Source organism: Methanoregula sp. (assembly GCA_026625165.1).
Classification (GTDB): Archaea; Halobacteriota; Methanomicrobia; order Methanomicrobiales; family Methanospirillaceae; genus MVRE01.
Window position 1 is genome coordinate 447,889 of the sequence record CP112999.1, and the last position, 16,032, is coordinate 463,920.

The 16,032-nt window shown below is 53.8% G+C and carries 23 protein-coding genes and 1 pseudogene; 14 read left to right on the forward strand and 10 right to left on the reverse strand.

The annotated features are described in order from the left end of the window. Position 1 precedes the first annotated feature (1 nt). The 10 genes from OS112_02435 to OS112_02480 all read left to right on the forward strand — a co-directional run bounded on the left by OS112_02435 (position 2) and on the right by OS112_02480 (position 6,656). The gene (locus OS112_02435) at positions 2 to 526 is read left to right on the forward strand and encodes a 50S ribosomal protein L18 (protein ID WAC05502.1); all 525 of its coding nucleotides are present in this window, start codon (positions 2 to 4) and stop codon (positions 524 to 526) included. Continuing rightward, positions 527 to 1,144 carry a 30S ribosomal protein S5 gene (locus tag OS112_02440; protein ID WAC05503.1) on the forward strand — a complete coding sequence of 206 codons (618 nt, stop codon included), beginning with the start codon at positions 527 to 529 and terminating at the stop codon, positions 1,142 to 1,144. It begins immediately after the preceding gene. Further along, positions 1,144 to 1,605, forward strand: coding sequence for a 50S ribosomal protein L30 (locus OS112_02445; protein WAC05504.1), 462 nt, complete (start codon positions 1,144 to 1,146; stop codon positions 1,603 to 1,605). Before OS112_02440 ends, OS112_02445 begins: the two co-directional genes overlap by 1 nt. A gap of 4 nt (positions 1,606 to 1,609) precedes the next feature. Further along, on the forward strand, positions 1,610 to 2,038 hold the full coding sequence (locus OS112_02450) for an uL15 family ribosomal protein (protein ID WAC05505.1): 429 nt from the start codon (positions 1,610 to 1,612) through the stop codon (positions 2,036 to 2,038). A gap of 22 nt (positions 2,039 to 2,060) precedes the next feature. Further along, a complete protein-coding gene (gene secY / locus OS112_02455; protein ID WAC05506.1) occupies positions 2,061 to 3,494 on the forward strand; it encodes a preprotein translocase subunit SecY in 1,434 nt (477 codons plus the stop codon). A 16-nt stretch (positions 3,495 to 3,510) separates the two neighbouring features. Beyond that, a complete protein-coding gene (locus tag OS112_02460) occupies positions 3,511 to 4,083 on the forward strand; it encodes an adenylate kinase (GenBank protein ID WAC05507.1) in 573 nt (190 codons plus the stop codon). Positions 4,084 to 4,087: 4 nt separating this feature from the next. Further along, positions 4,088 to 4,699, forward strand: a complete 612-nt coding sequence (locus OS112_02465) for an EMC3/TMCO1 family protein (protein WAC05508.1) — start codon at positions 4,088 to 4,090, stop codon at positions 4,697 to 4,699. Further along, a complete protein-coding gene (locus OS112_02470) occupies positions 4,699 to 5,244 on the forward strand; it encodes an AAA family ATPase (GenBank protein ID WAC05509.1) in 546 nt (181 codons plus the stop codon). Before OS112_02465 ends, OS112_02470 begins: the two co-directional genes overlap by 1 nt. A 95-nt stretch (positions 5,245 to 5,339) precedes the next feature. After that, the gene (locus tag OS112_02475) at positions 5,340 to 5,762 is read left to right on the forward strand and encodes a GNAT family N-acetyltransferase (protein WAC05510.1); all 423 of its coding nucleotides are present in this window, start codon (positions 5,340 to 5,342) and stop codon (positions 5,760 to 5,762) included. Further along, entirely contained in the window at positions 5,763 to 6,656 is an 894-nt protein-coding gene (locus OS112_02480) for a phosphatidylglycerol lysyltransferase domain-containing protein (GenBank protein WAC05511.1), read from the forward strand. A 153-nt stretch (positions 6,657 to 6,809) separates the two neighbouring features. Here OS112_02480 and OS112_02485 read toward each other — a convergent pair whose 3' ends face one another. The 4 genes from OS112_02485 to OS112_02500 form a co-directional block, all read right to left on the reverse strand. After that, positions 6,810 to 7,400 (reverse strand): MarC family protein, encoded by a 591-nt coding sequence (locus tag OS112_02485; GenBank protein ID WAC05512.1) that lies wholly within the window; start codon positions 7,398 to 7,400, stop codon positions 6,810 to 6,812. A 99-nt stretch (positions 7,401 to 7,499) separates the two neighbouring features. After that, a complete protein-coding gene (locus OS112_02490; protein ID WAC05513.1) occupies positions 7,500 to 8,675 on the reverse strand; it encodes an APC family permease in 1,176 nt (391 codons plus the stop codon). 25 nt (positions 8,676 to 8,700) lie between these two features. Further along, positions 8,701 to 8,934, reverse strand: a complete 234-nt coding sequence (locus OS112_02495; protein ID WAC05514.1) for a hypothetical protein — start codon at positions 8,932 to 8,934, stop codon at positions 8,701 to 8,703. A gap of 123 nt (positions 8,935 to 9,057) precedes the next feature. Continuing rightward, positions 9,058 to 9,741 carry a molybdopterin-dependent oxidoreductase gene (locus tag OS112_02500; protein WAC05515.1) on the reverse strand — a complete coding sequence of 228 codons (684 nt, stop codon included), beginning with the start codon at positions 9,739 to 9,741 and terminating at the stop codon, positions 9,058 to 9,060. Between the two features lie 176 nt (positions 9,742 to 9,917). Here OS112_02500 and OS112_02505 point away from each other — a divergent pair. The 4 genes and pseudogenes from OS112_02505 (at position 9,918) to OS112_02520 (ending at position 12,063) form a co-directional block, all read left to right on the forward strand. Continuing rightward, positions 9,918 to 10,199: pseudogene (locus OS112_02505) on the forward strand (rubredoxin). Between the two features lie 24 nt (positions 10,200 to 10,223). Next, complete coding sequence (locus OS112_02510; protein ID WAC06126.1) at positions 10,224 to 10,451, forward strand: rubredoxin; 228 nt, start codon at positions 10,224 to 10,226, stop codon at positions 10,449 to 10,451. Between the two features lie 216 nt (positions 10,452 to 10,667). Further along, positions 10,668 to 11,363, forward strand: a complete 696-nt coding sequence (locus tag OS112_02515) for a hypothetical protein (protein ID WAC05516.1) — start codon at positions 10,668 to 10,670, stop codon at positions 11,361 to 11,363. Between the two features lie 67 nt (positions 11,364 to 11,430). Then, positions 11,431 to 12,063, forward strand: a complete 633-nt coding sequence (locus OS112_02520) for a tetratricopeptide repeat protein (GenBank protein WAC05517.1) — start codon at positions 11,431 to 11,433, stop codon at positions 12,061 to 12,063. A 95-nt stretch (positions 12,064 to 12,158) separates the two neighbouring features. Here OS112_02520 and mtrH read toward each other — a convergent pair whose 3' ends face one another. Genes mtrH through mtrC form a run of 6 tightly spaced genes read right to left on the reverse strand, consistent with a single transcriptional unit; the run spans position 12,159 to position 16,029 of the window. After that, the gene (gene mtrH / locus OS112_02525) at positions 12,159 to 13,196 is read right to left on the reverse strand and encodes a tetrahydromethanopterin S-methyltransferase subunit H (GenBank protein ID WAC05518.1); all 1,038 of its coding nucleotides are present in this window, start codon (positions 13,194 to 13,196) and stop codon (positions 12,159 to 12,161) included. Positions 13,197 to 13,213: 17 nt separating this feature from the next. After that, entirely contained in the window at positions 13,214 to 13,948 is a 735-nt protein-coding gene (gene mtrA, locus OS112_02530; GenBank protein WAC05519.1) for a tetrahydromethanopterin S-methyltransferase subunit A, read from the reverse strand. Positions 13,949 to 13,958: 10 nt separating this feature from the next. Further along, a complete protein-coding gene (locus tag OS112_02535; protein ID WAC05520.1) occupies positions 13,959 to 14,159 on the reverse strand; it encodes a tetrahydromethanopterin S-methyltransferase subunit F in 201 nt (66 codons plus the stop codon). 5 nt (positions 14,160 to 14,164) lie between these two features. After that, the gene (gene mtrA / locus OS112_02540) at positions 14,165 to 14,884 is read right to left on the reverse strand and encodes a tetrahydromethanopterin S-methyltransferase subunit A (protein WAC05521.1); all 720 of its coding nucleotides are present in this window, start codon (positions 14,882 to 14,884) and stop codon (positions 14,165 to 14,167) included. A gap of 1 nt (position 14,885) precedes the next feature. Then, positions 14,886 to 15,179: a tetrahydromethanopterin S-methyltransferase subunit B gene (gene mtrB, locus OS112_02545; protein ID WAC05522.1), complete on the reverse strand. Its 294-nt coding sequence runs from the start codon at positions 15,177 to 15,179 to the stop codon at positions 14,886 to 14,888. Position 15,180: 1 nt separating this feature from the next. Continuing rightward, positions 15,181 to 16,029 (reverse strand): tetrahydromethanopterin S-methyltransferase subunit C, encoded by an 849-nt coding sequence (gene mtrC / locus OS112_02550; protein WAC05523.1) that lies wholly within the window; start codon positions 16,027 to 16,029, stop codon positions 15,181 to 15,183. Positions 16,030 to 16,032 lie beyond the last annotated feature (3 nt).

Genomic DNA, 16,032 nt, shown 5'->3' on the forward strand with positions numbered 1-16,032 from the left:
CATGGCGACAGGAGCAAGGTATTTTGTCCCCTTCCGCAGGCGGAGGGAGGGCAAGACCGATTACTATCAGCGGACAAAGCTGGTCGTCGCTGATGTGCCCCGGATGGTCGTACGAAAGACCAACCGGCATATCATCATCCAGCTGGTCACTGCCGAGATGGCCGGTGACCGCACGCTGGTCGCGGCAAATTCATCGGAACTTGCAGAATTCGGTTACAGGGGTTCGACATCCAGCACACCGGCAGCATACCTGACCGGGCTGCTCTTCGCGGCAAAGGCACGCAAAGCAAACTATGGAGCAGCGGTGCTGGATATCGGGCTCAACCGCGCAACTCCCGGTGCACGTGTCTTTGCGGCACTCAAAGGGGCGGTTCAGGGCGGGCTGGCAATCCCTCACGGCGAGAAGATCCTGCCCGATGAAGCACGGGTCAAGGGTGCGCATATTGCTGCATACAACAAGAATGCAGGAGATCTCGTAAAGAATGTCGAACAGGTGGCAGACGCCATAAAAAAGGAGCTGGTGTAAATGGCATATGAAAAGGAAGAGTGGCGCCCGGTCACCGGTCTTGGCAAACTCGTAGCCTCGGGGGATATCAAGAGCATCGACTCGGTGCTTGAGAGCGGAAGGCCGATCAAGGAACCCCAGATCGTGGATAAGTTCCTTCCCGATCTCGAGGACGAAGTTCTCGACATCGCTATGATGCAGCGGATGACCGACTCAGGCCGCCGTGTACAGTTCCGTGCGGTTGTCATAGTCGGCAACCGGAACGGGTACATCGGTTTTGGCCAGGGAAAGGATGTCCAAGTCGGCGATGCAATCAAGAAGGCAATCATAAAAGCGAAGATGAATATCGTCAAGGTCAGGCGTGGTTGCGGCAGCTGGGAATGCGGGTGCGATATCACACATTCGATCCCGATGCAGGTTAAAGGGACAGCCGGCAGTGTCCGTGTCACTCTCAAACCGGCACCGCAGGGCATCGGGCTTGTCACCGGTGACGTGAGCAAGAAAGTTCTCGAACTTGCAGGCATCAAGGATGCATGGACATTTGCCCGCGGGCAGACCCGCACAACGATCAACTTTGCAAAAGCAACATTCAACGCACTGAAGCAGACGAATATGACAAGAATCGGGGGGTCCCCGTAATGTACGCGGTCGTACAGGTCCGCGGCGTTGTGAATACCCGCCGTGACATCAAGGATACGCTCAAGATGCTCCGCCTGCACCACATCAACCACTGCGTGCTCGTCTCCGACACTCCTGAAAACCTCGGGATGATCCGGAAGGTCAAGGACTATGTGGCTTATGGCGAAGTTGATGCAGCCACCATCGAGACGCTGCTGCGCACACGCGGGCGCGTGATCGGCGATGCAGCACTGACCGATGATTATATCAAAGCGAATTCAACTTTCAGCGGCATCGGGGAGTTTGCACTGGCGCTCTCGAGCGCCGAGGTACGACTCCGGGACATTCCCGGGCTAAAGCCGGTACTGCGTCTCCATCCCCCGCGAAAAGGCTACAAGACAACGAAGCGCACATTTGTTCAGGGTGGAGCGCTTGGCTATTATGGTCAGGAGATCAACACTCTCCTCTATAAAATGAGGTGAAGGGATGCCAACCAACAAACGTTCAAAATACCGCGGATCGCGGACATGCGGGGGCGGGACACACAAGAACCGCCGCGGTGCGGGCAACCGTGGCGGGCGGGGGCGCGCCGGCATCAACGCCCACCACTTTGTGAAATGGTATCTGGAATTCGATGGCCCGGTATTTGGGAAAGATGGTTTTGTGAACCAGACACAGGTAACCGTTTCCACAATTGATGTCGGGATAATCGACCAGATCGTGCCTTCGCTGCTTGCACAGGGTATTGCCAAAAAGGAAGGGGATGCAGTTGTGATCAATACCGCAGAAATGGGCATCGACAAGGTGCTCGGCAGCGGCAGGGTGACAAAAAAACTCAACATCTCTGCACCGGCATTTTCAGAGCAGGCAAAGGTTAAAATCGAAAAGATGGGCGGCAAGGCGCAGGTAGTCTGACCCCCACATTTTTGGTGAAACAATGGGAGAATTGCTGGATCGATTGGAACCCCTGCTCGCTGCGATGCCCGCAGTCAAGAGCCCGGAGGGGCATGTTCACTTCAAGAACAAGCTGGTGTGGACTCTTGCAGTCCTGATTCTGTATTTTGCGCTCACGAATATCCCGGTGTTCGGTCTCAGTCCCAGTTCGCAGGATGTATTCCTCTACTGGCGGGCGCTGCTTGCCGGTGCGAGTGGTTCGATCGTCCACCTCGGCATCGGACCAATCGTCACGGCATCCATCGTACTCCAGCTCCTGAAAGGTGCAGATATCCTGCATATCGATACGAGCGAGACCCGCGGGCAGGTCATGTATATGGGCCTCCAGAAGATCCTGATCATGGTCATGATCGTGATCGAGGCAGCCCCAAATCTTGTCGGCGGCTTCATGCGCCCTGATCCGACGATCGCACAGACCCTTTTTGGTGGCAACCTGTTTGCGGTCTCACTCCTGATATTTATCCAGATCTGTATCGGCGGTTTCCTTGTTTTTATGCTGGACGAAGTGGTGACGAAATGGGGTATCGGGTCCGGGGTCGGCCTCTTCATCATCGCAGGCATCTCCCAGGCCATCGTGAATGGTTTTATCAACTGGGTGCCGGTGAGTGACCCGTACCCGGTCGGGTTCTTCCCCCGGTTGATCGCGATCGGCATCGACGGGGCTAGCTATCTCCAGTATTTCGGAAAAGATCTCCTTGCCTTTGTCACTACGATTGCCATATTCTTAATCATCGTCTATGTTGAATCGACACGTATCGAGATCCCGCTCGCCCACGCACAGGTGCGCGGTGCGCGTGCCCGGTTCCCGGTGAAACTGATCTATGCCAGCGTTCTGCCGATGATCCTTGTCCGCGTCCTGCAGGCAAACATCCAGATGCTGGGCATGTTCCTTTCCAATATCGGCATCACGGTTCTGGGAAAGTTCAGCGACCAGCAGCCACAAAACGGGATCATGTATTTTCTTGCCCCGGTGAACGGGCCGCAGGACTGGATGTGGTGGATAACCGATCTCGGCCATCCTGCATGGGAGGTCATATTACGTCTTGGCATAGATATCACTTTCATGGTAGTGGGTGGTGCCATCTTTGCACTGTTCTGGATCAAGACTGCCGGGCTTGACTCAAAAGATGTCGCCCGGCAGATCCAGCTTTCAGGGATGTCAATTCCTGGCTACCGCCGCAACACGCAGGTGCTTGAAAAGTATCTCGACCGGTACATCCCCAAGGTTACGATCATCGGCGGAGTATTCATCGGTATCCTCAGTGTGGTTGCAAACCTGTTCGGTGTGATCGGTGCCGTGAGCGGCACCGGGCTGCTGCTTACGGTGAGCATCACGTACCGGCTGTATGAAGAGATCGCCAGCCAGCAGATCATGGAGATGTACCCGTTCATGCGGACATTCTTTGGCAAGGAATAATTGCAGGAAAAAGAGTATGGTCGGAAAAAAGGTCATCATCACCGGAGTACCGGGCGTCGGGAAGACGACGGTTGTCAACGAAGCATTAAAAAAGCTCAAGGGAGAAGGCATCGAATACCAGTCTCTCAATTTCGGGACGTTCATGTTCGAAGTGGCAATGGCAGACGGGACGGTCAAAGACCGTGACCAGATGCGCTCCCTTGACAAAACGGAGCAGAAGCGCCTGCAGCAGAACGCGGCTCAGGCAATCGCAAAAATAAAGGGCAACGTGCTGGTCGATACCCATGCATCGGTCAAGACTCCGAAGGGATATCTTGCCGGGCTCCCAGAATGGGTGCTGCGCGAGATCATGCCCGATCTCATCGTCCTTGTTGAAACCGATGATGACCAGATCCTGATGCGCCGTCTGAATGATGAAACAAGGAGCCGTGACAAAGAAGGCTCAAAAGCGATTGCCGAACACCAGCAGTTCAACCGCGCAATCGCCGCATCCTATGCAATGCTCACCGGCTGTACGATCAAAATAATCACCAACGCGGATTTCCTGCTCGACCATGCCGCCGATGACATGGCAGCTGTTCTCAGGTGAATGGATGGATTTTACAAAGATCTGGGAAAAATACGGTCTCTATATCGCGCTCGGCTTCATGATGCTGATGATGTTCTCATACAGCATACCCGGGCTCCGTGATTACGTCGGGCAGAGCATCGATGTCGTGTTTGCCCCGCTGGTCACGCAGTTCAAGATCCCATTCTTCATCCTAATCGTAATCCTTTCCGCAATTACGGGACTGTACTCCTCGATCATCCAGAAATACACCATTGATTATGAAAAAATGGCAACCTCGCAGGAGCGGATGAAGGAGTTCCAGACGGAATACCGTGAGGCGCAGCTCTCGCAGGACGAAAAACGGATCAAGAAGCTGGAGGCAAAGAAGGACCGGGTCATGAAGGAGCAGCTCGAGTTATCCCAGCAGCAGTTCAAGCCGATGGCATACATCCTCGTCCTGACCGTCCCGATCTTTTTCTGGCTCCTGTACCGTCTGGGCCAGATCCACAGCACCATCATCATGCCCTATGCAGGGCTCCATAACCTCACCGATCCGGCGCTCTGGATCATTCCCGCATGGATCCTGTGGTACATGATCTGTTCCCTGACAGTCAGCCAAGTGATCAGGAAGACCCTCAACATCGGGGGCATCTGATGAGGATCACCGTGAGCGGGCTGCCCGGCAGCGGCACTACCTCGCTCTCACGGTACCTGGCAGAACACCATGGCTTTTCCATGATCTCCGCCGGCGAGGTATTCCGCCAGCTCGCCGTGGAACACAACCTTGAGCTTGCGGAGTTCGGGCGCCTTGCTGAAAAGAATGAATCGTACGACAAGATGATCGATGCCCGCCAGAAAGAGATTGCAGCCCAGAGGGACAACATCATTGTTGAGGGCAGGCTCTCCGGCTGGATGGTCAGCAATGCCGACTTAAAAGTCTGGCTCTTTGCGCCAATCGGGTGCCGGATTAAGAGGATTATTTCCCGCGACCATGTTGCAGATGAAAAGACCGCGGCTGCGATCACCATTGAACGGGAACGGTGCGAGGCAGGGAGGTACCGTTCGTATTATGACATCGACATCAGCGACCTTTCCATCTACCATCTGGTGCTCAATTCCGAACACTGGGGTGTTGAGGAACTCGGGGCAATTGTTGATACAGCGATTTCCGGGCTTTTCAAAAAACCGGCAGAAAAATAATGCCGGTTGACACCCTTGTCATCTGGTTGAAGGTGTGAAAACGGTTGGAATACCTGGTATAATACCGCTCCTGTGTCTATCAGGTTTGTGATACAATGGCACCTACCATTGAAGTAAGGCTGGTGGAGGTATGGGATGCCGGTCAGATCGTTGAGCTGTACCGCGCCGGAGGCTGGTGGAAGGAGGGATACGATCCCAACGGTATTCCCACCCTTATATCCGGGAGTTTCCTGTTTGCTGTTGCAGTGGTTCCGGCAACCGGGTCAGCAGTCGGGATGGGCCGGGTGCTTTCCGACGGGGTTTCGGATGGTTATATCCAGGACGTCATCGTTCTTCCAGCGTACCGGCGGCTCGGTATAGGAAAAAGGATTGTCTCCCTCCTGCTCAGGGAATGCCGGGTACGCGGACTCGGGTGGATCGGGCTTGTAGCAGAACCCGGATCAGAACAGTTTTATCTCCCGCTGGGGTTCAGGCAGATGAAGGGGTATATCCCCCTTCTTTATGACACGGAGACATAGATGCTTGCTCTTGAAGATTTCAAGCCGGTCACGCTCAAAGACCGCACCTTCTTTTCTGACCATTATGCCCGGTACCCCCAGACACACAGCGATAACACGTTCACCAACATGGTATGCTGGAGCCATTATGCCGGGTACAAGTACGCGGTTGTCAACGGCTCCGTAATTTTATCGAGCACGATTGACGGGACAACCCGGTTCCGCCCACCAATCGGCTCCCGTGATCCTGACCTTTTAAAAGATGTGATCAGGCTTGCCTGCAAAGAGGGCGACGATGAACCAATGGTGCTTATCGATCCCGACACATCTGTATGGATACAGGCCCTCTGTCCGGATCTCACCCTCGTTCCTGACCGGAACCATTTCGAGTATGTGTACCATGCCCGGGACTTATCGGAACTCTCCGGTGGCACCTACCTCAGTATCCGGCGGCAGCTCAACAGGTTTAAGAAAAACTGCGCCTATGCGGTTGAAGAGATCACGGCAGAGAACCGGGATGAAGTGAAGGATTTTTTAGAAAAATGGTGCGAATGGAAGGGATGCGAGGACGATCCAGTTCTCGCCCATGAGAAAGAAGCGATCTTTTTTGCAGTTGACTTTTTTTTCGAACTGGGACTTTCCGGTCTGATTATACGGGTCGATAAAAACATCGGGGCGATGTCGTTGTTTGAACCGCTCAATACCGATACGGCACTGGTGCATTTTGAAAAAGGACTGCCCGACTGTGAAGGGATCTACAAGGCAATCAATGCCGAAACCGCAGAAGTGGTCTCAAAAGATTTTACATATATTAACCGGGAAAGCGACCTCGGCGTCCCCGGGCTCCGCGAGGCAAAGATGCGGTATCACCCCCACCACATGGTTGAAGTATTCTCCTTAAAAAAGAGCAGATGATCCAGTCACCGTTATCTGAATAAAATCCTCCCCCCCCTTTTTTAGGTTATTCCATTATTCCCGGGATATTCCGTTTACTGCATGACGGTTTAATCAGGACCCGGGCGGGAAAAAGAATTGTGCCTCCTTCTGCCGGCATATCACCCTATCCGTCTACAACATGAGGGCTTTGATCCCTGCAAAGATGATCTTGACGGCGATCGCAGCAACAAGCATCCCGAGAACCTTGCCCATGATATCGGTTACGACATTCCCAAGGACACGCTGGATATAATCGGCATAGTACAGGATCAGCCATGTTGCAAGGAGCGAAAGGGTGATTGCGATAAAAGGGATGAGAATACCGTAGTCCTTTGAAAGCAGCATCACGGTCGTTATGGCGCCCGGCCCGCAGAGAAGCGGGGTGCCGATCACAACCCCGGCTGCGGTCGTTGAATGGTCCTTGCTCCGCCCGATATCGACCCCAAGCGTCTCCTGCACGCCGAGGATAAAGAGCAGGATGCCCCCTGCGATCTGGAAACTCGGGAGGTTCAACCCAAGGATCTCAAAGATCAGGGTGTTAAAGAGGAGGAACAAGTACATCAGCGCTCCTGCAACAGCAATGGCAATGAATGCCTGCTTATGGATCTCCGCCGGTGTCTGCCCCTTGGTCATTGCCGCAAAGATGGGAACGCTCAAAAGGGGGTCAAGGATGATGAAAAGCGCGGCGAACGCATAGACGATCCCGGCAACAAAATCCGACATTGCACAACCGGAATCAGTATTCGTGGTCTTCGGATAAATGGCTTTTTTCCCGGAAGGGGATATTACAATCCTTCTTTCCTCCCCCGCCAGCCGCTTTTTTTACTTCACAAGGAAAAAGAGGATAAGAATTCCGGCGGTGGAGGCCGCCCCGGCCAATGAAATGATACGGGACGAAAGTTTTGGCACAAGCACCCATGAACAGAAGCAGAAGAAGATATACGGAATAAGCGTTGTGATCACTGAAATGCTTGCCAGTTCATTAAAATGGTTTGAAAAGAGGAGGAGCGTCGCGCTTACCGTACAACCGGTGACGAGTGCCGCAACCGGGGTGCCGCGACGCGAGAGGTCCATTAACAGAGGCACCGAGAACCGTGCTGAAATATTCTGCAGCACCCGCGAAGTCCCGATGATGTATGCATTGAGCGCCGAGAGCATAGCGACGATGCCGATAAACGCGACAAGGGGGCCGGCATATGCAAACAGCACCGATGCGGCCGTGGCAATGGGCGCAGGGGATGCAGCAAGGGTAGCGGAACCGGCACTGCCGATCAGCGCAATGTTAAGGAGCAGGTACACAACGACAACGATGATCATCACCAGCACCAGCGAGCGTGCGATCAGGCGATGGTCTTTGGTCTCCTCGACAGGTATTGCACTGATCTCAAATCCCGTAAACGGCCAGTACACAATGATCACGGCTGAAAAGAATGCCGCAGTGGTCAGCGGGGAGGTCTGGATAAAATTATCAGCCCGCACAAACGGCAGCAGCAGGAGGGCGATGATGACGAGCGGGATGATCTTCATGGTCGTGAGGATATTTTCCGCAAGCGTGGACTGGGAGATCCCGACACTGTTTAAGGTGCAGAAAGCGGCGATGATCCCCATCTCGATCACCAGCACACAGGGTATTCCGAAATAGGTGATGTACTGCCCGATTCCTGCGGCGATCGTGGACACCCCGAATATTGAAGATATGAGATAGAGGATTATGAGCGGTACGGCAATGCGGGAACCAGAAACCGAGGAAAATAAATTGTAAAAACTCCCGGATGTAGTGAAACCGGACGCAACATAAGAAAGGGAGAGCAGCACGCAGGAAGCAGAGACTGCGACAATCAGCCATGCGATCAGGGATGCAGGGCCGGCGATCCCCGCAGCGATTCCCGGCACAACAAAGATTCCGGATCCTATTGTGCCACCGACGCCGAGACTGACAAGCTCAAAGAGGCCGAGGGAACGTTTGTATGCCGGGTGTTTCCCGTTATCGGCTCCCATGAATGTTCCGGTCCCATAAAATTTTTCAGGCTCTTTCCTTTGATGATGTATTCAGGTACACGTGGAGCATGACCATGATAAGGAACGGTCCCCATAACAGCACATGGATTTTGTACGATACTGCCTTATCGAGCAGTCCCAGCGTGAGCGGGGTGATAACCTCATACCGGGTAATCCCCAGCCCGGTCAGGACCAGCAGGATGGAAATTCCGCATAACAGCCATGCGATGACACTACGGTTTCTGACCGAACCGATCACAAGATCCCCCTCCACGGTGTCCTGCCATGTCCCTGCCCGTTCAGGAAATCCCCGCAGGAGGTCACCCTTGCATTTAAGGCGGTTTGCCCGGAGTTCACATGCACCTGTCCCACCTCATATCTTTCATGAAAAAAAACTCCGGTTCAGGTCGCCAGAGTTTGAGTAACCCCGCTGTTCCCAGTATCCCCTGTACCCTGCCTGGTCCGACAATTCGATACGCTCAATCCACCTGATCCATTTGTAACCCCATTTATCTTCTGCAACAAGCTGGAAAGGAAAACCCCGTTCTGCAGGAAGGGTGACATTGTTCATCCGGTATGCCATGATGATGTCGTGAGCCATGAAATAATCGACCGGAAACGAGGTCGTGTATCCATCATGCGCATGGAAGATAACCGTTGTTGCACCGTCACGGACCCCGGCTTCTGTAAGCAGGTCCCGGACAAGGACGCCTTCCCAGAGGATTGTTGCATCCCATCCCTCAACGCAATGGAGGGTTACACGCTTGGTGTAACGGATATGATGATCGATAACGTCCCGGTAGGGAAACGACAGTGGTGTGGTTACCAGCCCGTCCACCGTCAGTACGTACCGGTCTTCGCTGATATACTGGGGGCCTTTAATTGAGTTCTCACGGAAATCATTGATTGAGGATAGTCGCTCCCCCTCGTATGACCTGATCTCGACGGGTATGAGTGCGGTCGCCTGCAAACCCTGATCTGCGGCAGGAAAACCGGAAATATCGATGAGGTAAAGGAGGCCGATGACCATGATTATTGCAACAACAAGTAAGGCTTTCACCGACATTTTAATGCCTTTGTATTCTCATGGAGCAGGGGTGGTTATTAATTATCGGATGATACCGGCCTTTTGATTGTTTTATCCAATCACAATCTCTATTACTGGGGACTCGCCATGTTTCGTACAGGGCCCTTACCCGTAGAAAATCGTGGTTTGATAAGGGCTGATCATGGAGATATGCAATGGTAAAAGTTCAGGCAAAAAAGGCAAAAACCTCGGGGAAAAAGACGGTCCGGCCCAGAGCAAAACCTGTGGCAAAACCGGCAAAACGTGTGCCTGTCCGGGCGGCAGCAAAAAAACCGTCGGCACAAAAGAAAGCCAAATCCGGTGCAGTGAAGGCATCCCGCCGGTATAAATGCAGGGTGTGCGGGTACGTGTACTCCGAGTTGCGGGGCGAACCCCATAACGGGATCCCTGCCGGCACGGCGTTTGAAGACCTTCCTGACACGTACGTCTGTCCTGTCTGCGGTTTTCAGGGAAAAGGCAGGATCGGCACGTGGGGCTTTGAAGAGTGGCGCCCGACGAAATATCTCTGCTCGTTGTGCAATTACATCTATGACGAGGCGCGGGGAGAACCGCACCGCGGGATCAGACCCGGAACAAAATTCGAGGACCTGCCGGATGATTACAGGTGCCCTGTCTGCGCTCTTGATCTAACGATCAGCAAAGGTTTCGGAGATGTTCTCAAGCAGGGTTTTTCACCACTCGATATTTAAAAATCAATAAGAACAGCCTGCATTTCCCTTTTTTATCGGTTAATGTCACTGCCCGTCATCCTCTGCCTCCTTTTTAGGGTTTTATAGAGAGATTCGCTCCTTGAAAAGTCCCACAGGGCGTTCATACCCTGCCAGTATCTAATGGTTCTGGAATGCGTGCAACTTCCAGTCTGGTATATCTATAAACCTGCCGGCAGTTTAATCTGTATCAGGAGTATGAAAATGGCTCTCCGGTACATGCATCCTTCCAGCGGCGGCAGAATGGCGGTCATCATCCTTGTGGCATGCGTGGGATTATGGATGGCAGCACCCCTGTCCGCTGCTTCTGATACAATCGAAGCCTCGATGGGGGAGACGATAAATCTTCATGGTGTCTCTTACAGCAGTGACCATATCTACCTGTTCCTTACCGGCCCAAACCTTCCGGCAAACGGTGTGCCACTCAATGATGTGACCCAGCGTGCCGACCAGGGGGCATTCACCATCGTTGATGTGGACAGCGACCAGACATGGTCTTACCACTGGGACACCTCGCGGCTGAACAGCCGGCTTGATTACGGTACCTACACGGTCTATGTTGTAGCCGACCCGGTGGACAGATCAAGACTGGGCGGGCACCCGTTTTCCACCCTCTCGGTTTACCTGACGAACCCGGGCTTATCCGGCGTCTCGATATCAGGCGGGACATCATACACGCTGCGCCCCACAGAACATATGCAGGTACCGGTTATTACTTCGGTACCATCGACGGCGCTGCCATCACCGGCATCAACTCCTCCCGCCACAAAAGAACCCTCGGGCACCCCTGCACCGTCCCCCACAAAAAAGAGCGGTGCCGGTTCCGGTCTCATGATCATGGAAACCGGGGCACTATTTGCAGTTCTGGCAACATTCTGGCGTATTCGGAGGTGATTATACGTTGTCCCGGAGCTCATCGGGGAAGTATGCAGTATGATAATCTGAAATAGGTAAGTATCGTATGACCGTTAAGGATATTCCCAAACTTCTGGAAAAAGCGTTTCAGGAAATGAAGGTCGGTCGGTATGAGCAGGCCCTGGAATTCTATGACCTCGTGCTTGCCACCGACCCTTTAAACCTGACAGCCCTTGCAAACAAGGGGAAGGCGTACTATTACCTAGGAAGGCACGAGGATGCAATCGCATGGTTTGACCGGGCGCTCGCAGTCAGCCCGGCCAACGCTGCTATCCTGTACGAGAAAGGATATACGCTTCGCAAGATTGAGCGGTATGACGATGCAATCCGGAGTTTTGACCGTGCGCTTGCAATCTTCCCGGACTTTCTGTTTGCCTTAAGCAACAAGGGGTACGCGCTGAACGCGATTGGGATGTACGATGACGCAATCGCCTGTTTTGATCGTGTCCTTGAAATAAGCCCGAACAATATCCGTGCAATGACAGCAAAAGCCATCGCCCTGCGAGGGGTGGGAAAGAACGAAGAAGCCATCGCTTATTTTGACAAGGCACTGGAATTTAACCCCATTAATGCATTCATCTGGCACAATAAGGCGATCGCCCTGCGCAACCTTGGCAGGACAAGGGAAGCGGACGACTGTATCCGTATGGCGGATTACCAGACCGGGACTACGCGCTGAACAATCTGGTATATACTTCCCTTTTGTGATGCATCAGGAAAAACACAGGAACAATATTTTTATCGGGATTGCCCGTTTATAAAAAACCAAAAAAATTAGATGAGTTTAAAGATGGGGTGGCTCTCTGCCTTGCACTCGATACCGAGCTGGCGTGTCGCTTCGAGGATCGTGATATCCGTGTAGGCCTGTGCGGTCATCATCGCCTCGACGTTCTCGATCGGGCCGTACATGATCAGGTCAGCACCGAGAGTGCTTGCGATCATGTTGCAGCCGATATCGGGTGCGGACCATGCAGCCTGGCGGATACCCTCCATGCCGCCCAGGTAGTGGTGCGACATCTGCTGGAGGAGGAGGTCTTTGCCTTTGTAACCCTCTGCGAGTACCGAGGGGGTCTTGCTGGTACCTTTCCAGCGCTTGAGCCAGGTCCACGCAACTGTCATGTTGTGGTATGCACCACCGGTCGGGTAGCCGTGGATTGCCTTGCAGGCAAGGATCTCACGGTATGCACCGCCGGACCCGAGACCGAGCGGGGTTGCCGCGGTGTCAAGGATCGGGCGGGTGATACCGCACTCTTCAGCGATCTGCAGCATTCCCTTTGTCTGGCCGGCTACGCCGCCCTCTACAAGCACTTTCTCCCTGCCTGCGACTGACGGGTCTGCAGGGTTGAATGCAAGAACGATTGCGGAGTTGACATCGCTGTTCTTCAGGGCTTCGACGTTCTCGGGGAGCATCGAACCGTTGATCGAGTTGTAGATCGCACGGTTCGCAAGGCCAACCTCGGTCACGTACTTGCAGGCATGTGCCAGCGCCTTTGGAACGGATGAGTCCATCAGGAACGCGGTCTTGTTGTCGATACTGTCAAACCATGTGAAGTAGCTCTCGAATGCTTCGGGGAATTCCGCAAGGATCTGGATGAAGTGCGGGATCCCGGTCATGTCAGAGAGTTCCTGACAACGGTTCCAGAGTGCCTCGGCTTTTGGTTTGTCGATAACACCCTTATGGTCGTCCTTTACGATCTCATGCTTGTTATAGAAGATCGAGGCGCCCAGTACGGTCGGGTACTCGCCCGGCTGTCCACCAATCTTTGTGCCGTTGAAGTCCCAGACGCTCTGTTCTTTTTCAAATCTGAACATGTTGATTTACACCTCCATTACACCAATACCATCAGTTTCTGCAACAGGAACAGCAGCATCACAAATACGACAAGTCCTGCGACCAGTCCGTACAGTATACCGATATCCCGTCCAATCTTTCTGCCAACACGCTGTGCAATCTCTGCATCCACAAACTCGATTCTCTTCTCGATCTTGTCGAGCCGTTTCTCGATCTCGAGGAACTGCGGGTTTGCACCTGCAGCAGCGACTTCAACACCACCGGCAGCCTCTTTGACCTCGACGACCATCGGTTCGCCGAACGCGCCGGGGTCCCTGGTCTTGAGTTCGTTGATCTTGGCCTTGATAGCGTTGAGGTCTTCAGATTCCATGATGTTGACGACTTCGACCTGCTGCTGGAAGCGCTTGATAGCGTCGTCTTTGAGGTTCTCGATGAAGGGAATAGCACCTTCAGCACCGACGACCCTGCCCTCTTTGACTCCGTTTTTGTGGAGTGCGATCATGGTCTGGCCGGCGAGGTGACCTTTCACCTCAGTACCGCAACAGAGCATGAACCGGATGTTGGGGTTGGCGACGATATTGGCGATGACCTTTTCGAGCCCGAGGTTCTCTGTCTTACAGGAACCGCACATTGCGGCGCCCCCGTCACAGATCCCCTTCTCATCGAGGTGAGATCCCATGGTCACTACGGCGACGGGGCTGTTAGCGTCACCGGAGACAAAGTCTCCCTTGACGAGTGGCCATCCGCTTGCGGGTGATTTCTTGTCTGCCATTTTTTTCACCTCACACAAGTAATGCCGGCACAAGGATCAGGAGCACGGCGACCAGCATTCCAGCTGTGAACCCGACAATTCCGGAAGCGGAAATGCCCGAGTCAAGCTTGTTGGTCCGTGCAAGGATCTGTGCCTTGTAGCGGATGTTCTCAGTCATATTCTCGATTGCGACCATCCTGATGGGTCCTGTAGGTTTTGCTTCTTCTGCCATTTCTCTCACCTCAACCACAGGAATCCGAGCAGGGCGAACGACACGATCAGACCGATCATAAGGCCTTCGATCTTGCCTGCATAGACACCGGCGGCAAACTTGTCGCGGTAGCCGATGTTGGTCACCATCTTCTCGATTATCTTCATACGGGCGGTGATAAGTGCAACCTCACCGGACAGGGCCTGAACTGCCCCGCCTGTCTCCTCTCCCCCTGCAGCAGCCTCTTTGACCTCGACGACCATCGGTTCGCCGAACGCACCGGGGTCCCTGGTCTTGAGTTCGTTGATCTTGGCCTTGATAGCGTTGAGGTCTTCAGATTCCATGATGTTGACGACTTCGACCTGCTGCTGGAAGCGCTTGATAGCGTCGTCTTTGAGGTTCTCGATGAAGGGAATAGCACCTTCAGCACCGACGACCCTGCCCTCTTTGACTCCGTTTTTGTGGAGTGCGATCATGGTCTGGCCGGCGAGGTGACCTTTCACCTCAGTACCGCAACAGAGCATGAACCGGATGTTGGGGTTGGCGACGATATTGGCGATGACCTTTTCGAGCCCGAGGTTCTCTGTCTTACAGGAACCGCACATTGCGGCGCCCCCGTCACAGATCCCCTTCTCATCGAGGTGAGATCCCATGGTCACTACGGCGACGGGGCTGTTAGCGTCACCGGAGACAAAGTCTCCCTTGACGAGTGGCCATCCGCTTGCGGGTGATTTCTTGTCTGCCATATTAACCCACCTTGATCATCTGGAATGCAATGACTCCTGCAATGAGTAGTCCGACCGCAAGACCGTACCAGAACGAGTTCATTGTGCCCGCGATAGGAAGTGCCTGCTCGCGGTTCGGGAACGATGCAAGGTAGTTACCCTCGCCCGAGAGCATGTTGACCAGATCGTCGGTCACGCTCTCAAGCACCGTGACTTTTTCCATGATGGGCGTGAACGATTCGCCTGCGGTGGTGATGATGCCGACAACAGGGTCAGCGACAAGCCCGAATTCCGGAAGTACCAGAATGTATGCCATGTCAGTGTGCCTCCACTTCAGGAATCGGTTTTGCATCAAGCCATGCGGCTGCGTCGCGCTTGGAGAGCTCAATGTACTGCATGTATGTGTATGCCCACCCGACCAGTGCGATAACAAGCGAGATCAGTGCTGATCCGGTAGTTATCAACGCAAAGGACATGATGGCTGCAACGATCATGCTTAAAAATCCGCATTCAGCGGCACACATGAGCATGCGGTCCTGCGTCCAGCCAGGTCCGAGACATGCATTGAACGGGTGCTGGATTGCCAGTGCACCGAGCATGAACGCCACGGCAATCAGGCACCCTCCGATAAAGGTTGCCTGGAAGCTGGGAAGACTGAGGCCAAAGACCATGACCGAACCGGTTGTCAGCGCTGCAAAGGTGAACCCGCCGGTCATTAAGACTGCAAATCCCATAAGGGTGAATGCGCCTACAACTGCAAGCTCTGTCAGCGACTGGACCATCGCCGGAATCTTCATGTTCAGCACGTCGTTTGAGAGGTAGCCGAGGATCAGGCCGATGACTGCTGCGAGCACGAGTGCAACGATTGGGGCTGCGACACCGAACTTGGTCGCAAGCAGCATCGCAATGACACCGGACCCGAACGAGATCATACCCGCCGAGGGAACACCGGTACCGATACCATAGCTGCACAGCACCTTGATCGTGTTGCTGCCCCAGACGAGTGCTGCAATCACGGCAAGTCCGCCGAAGAACGAGAACATCTCGGTATTTGTCACTACGTTTAAGTAGGACAGGTAGAGACAGACAAGGCTGGCAATGATACCTGCCACCATGATCTTGGTGTGCGGGATGCCCCCTGCAATAACTTCAATTTTTACTGTCATTTC

Coding starts and splice junctions, on each gene's coding strand:
- OS112_02450 (WAC05505.1), top strand. CDS start 1,610: ATGCCAACCAACAAACGTTCAAAATACCGCGGATCGCGGACATGCGGG.
- OS112_02480 (WAC05511.1), top strand. CDS start 5,763: ATGCTTGCTCTTGAAGATTTCAAGCCGGTCACGCTCAAAGACCGCACC.
- mtrB (WAC05522.1), bottom strand. CDS start 15,179: ATGGCATACATTCTGGTACTTCCGGAATTCGGGCTTGTCGCTGACCCT.
- OS112_02490 (WAC05513.1), bottom strand. CDS start 8,675: ATGGGAGCCGATAACGGGAAACACCCGGCATACAAACGTTCCCTCGGC.
- OS112_02470 (WAC05509.1), top strand. CDS start 4,699: ATGAGGATCACCGTGAGCGGGCTGCCCGGCAGCGGCACTACCTCGCTC.
- OS112_02475 (WAC05510.1), top strand. CDS start 5,340: ATGGCACCTACCATTGAAGTAAGGCTGGTGGAGGTATGGGATGCCGGT.
- OS112_02445 (WAC05504.1), top strand. CDS start 1,144: ATGTACGCGGTCGTACAGGTCCGCGGCGTTGTGAATACCCGCCGTGAC.
- OS112_02460 (WAC05507.1), top strand. CDS start 3,511: ATGGTCGGAAAAAAGGTCATCATCACCGGAGTACCGGGCGTCGGGAAG.
- OS112_02440 (WAC05503.1), top strand. CDS start 527: ATGGCATATGAAAAGGAAGAGTGGCGCCCGGTCACCGGTCTTGGCAAA.
- OS112_02515 (WAC05516.1), top strand. CDS start 10,668: ATGAAAATGGCTCTCCGGTACATGCATCCTTCCAGCGGCGGCAGAATG.
- mtrH (WAC05518.1), bottom strand. CDS start 13,196: ATGTTCAGATTTGAAAAAGAACAGAGCGTCTGGGACTTCAACGGCACA.
- mtrA (WAC05519.1), bottom strand. CDS start 13,948: ATGGCAGACAAGAAATCACCCGCAAGCGGATGGCCACTCGTCAAGGGA.
- OS112_02520 (WAC05517.1), top strand. CDS start 11,431: ATGACCGTTAAGGATATTCCCAAACTTCTGGAAAAAGCGTTTCAGGAA.
- OS112_02435 (WAC05502.1), top strand. CDS start 2: ATGGCGACAGGAGCAAGGTATTTTGTCCCCTTCCGCAGGCGGAGGGAG.
- mtrC (WAC05523.1), bottom strand. CDS start 16,029: ATGACAGTAAAAATTGAAGTTATTGCAGGGGGCATCCCGCACACCAAG.
- OS112_02465 (WAC05508.1), top strand. CDS start 4,088: ATGGATTTTACAAAGATCTGGGAAAAATACGGTCTCTATATCGCGCTC.
- OS112_02485 (WAC05512.1), bottom strand. CDS start 7,400: ATGTCGGATTTTGTTGCCGGGATCGTCTATGCGTTCGCCGCGCTTTTC.
- secY (WAC05506.1), top strand. CDS start 2,061: ATGGGAGAATTGCTGGATCGATTGGAACCCCTGCTCGCTGCGATGCCC.
- OS112_02535 (WAC05520.1), bottom strand. CDS start 14,159: ATGGCAGAAGAAGCAAAACCTACAGGACCCATCAGGATGGTCGCAATC.
- OS112_02500 (WAC05515.1), bottom strand. CDS start 9,741: ATGTCGGTGAAAGCCTTACTTGTTGTTGCAATAATCATGGTCATCGGC.
- mtrA (WAC05521.1), bottom strand. CDS start 14,884: ATGGCAGACAAGAAATCACCCGCAAGCGGATGGCCACTCGTCAAGGGA.